General features: G+C 47.7%; 1 protein-coding gene. It reads right to left on the bottom strand.

Going from position 1 to position 897, the window contains the following annotated elements:
• Positions 1-693, bottom strand: a 693-nt coding sequence (locus tag ACFFSY_RS06880) for an IS256 family transposase (protein ID WP_377491903.1), incomplete at its 3' end; no start/stop codon positions are given.
• Positions 694-897 lie beyond the last annotated feature (204 nt).

Consider the following 897-nt stretch of genomic DNA (forward strand, 5'->3'; position numbering starts at 1 on the left):
GATTAGGATGTCTTGAACACCACGGTTACGCAGGTCGTTGAGCACACTGAGCCAGAACTTTGAGGACTCGTTCTCCCCAATCCACATGCCCAGTACGTCCTTATTGCCGTCTAAATCGATGCCAATGACCATGTACGCCGCCTTGTTCACAATGGCGTCGTCTTGCTTCACTTTGTAATGAATAGCGTCCATGAAGACGACCGCATAAATGCCCTGTAGCGGCCGATTCTGCCATTCTTTGATGAGGGGTACAATCTTGTTCGTCACGTTCGAGATCATCGTCGGCGAGACGTCAATGCCGTACAGATGATTCAGGTGGTCCTGGATATCCCGTGTGCTGACACCTTTGGCGTACATGGCGATGATTTGGTCCTCAATGCCGGTCACGGTGGACTGGTGCTTCTTCACGATGACAGGCTCGAACTCGCCGTTACGATCGCGAGGTACTGCAATTTCCAGCTCACCGTACTCGCTCGTTACGGTCTTTTTGGACTTCCCGTTGCGGCTGTTGGACGTCGTTTTACTCTTTACGTCATGCTTTTCATAGCCCAGTTCTGTATCCAATTCCGCCTCCAGCATCGATTGCAGTGTCTCTGCAAACAGCTCTTTCAGTGCGGATTGCACATCGTCCATCGTCTTGAGGTTGTTCTCCTTCACAAACGCCTTCACTTGTTCCTTATTGAATCTCGCCATGGGTGCCATCCTCTCAAACCAGCCTTTCTCTCATTGTAATCTAATTTCGGTTTGAGAGTTTACACAAACCAGCTAATATAATGTCAAGCGTTTCACGAAAAATATTTTCTCTGTTAATATAGAAAAAGGCAATACGAAACTAATCCCAGCATCAACTGGAGTTATGTGTAATATTAGCCTTTTTAAGGATCAAGAGGGGCGGTA

It is taken from the genome of Paenibacillus aurantiacus (assembly GCF_042431225.1).
Taxonomy (GTDB): domain Bacteria; phylum Bacillota; class Bacilli; order Paenibacillales; family Paenibacillaceae; genus Paenibacillus_Z; species Paenibacillus_Z aurantiacus.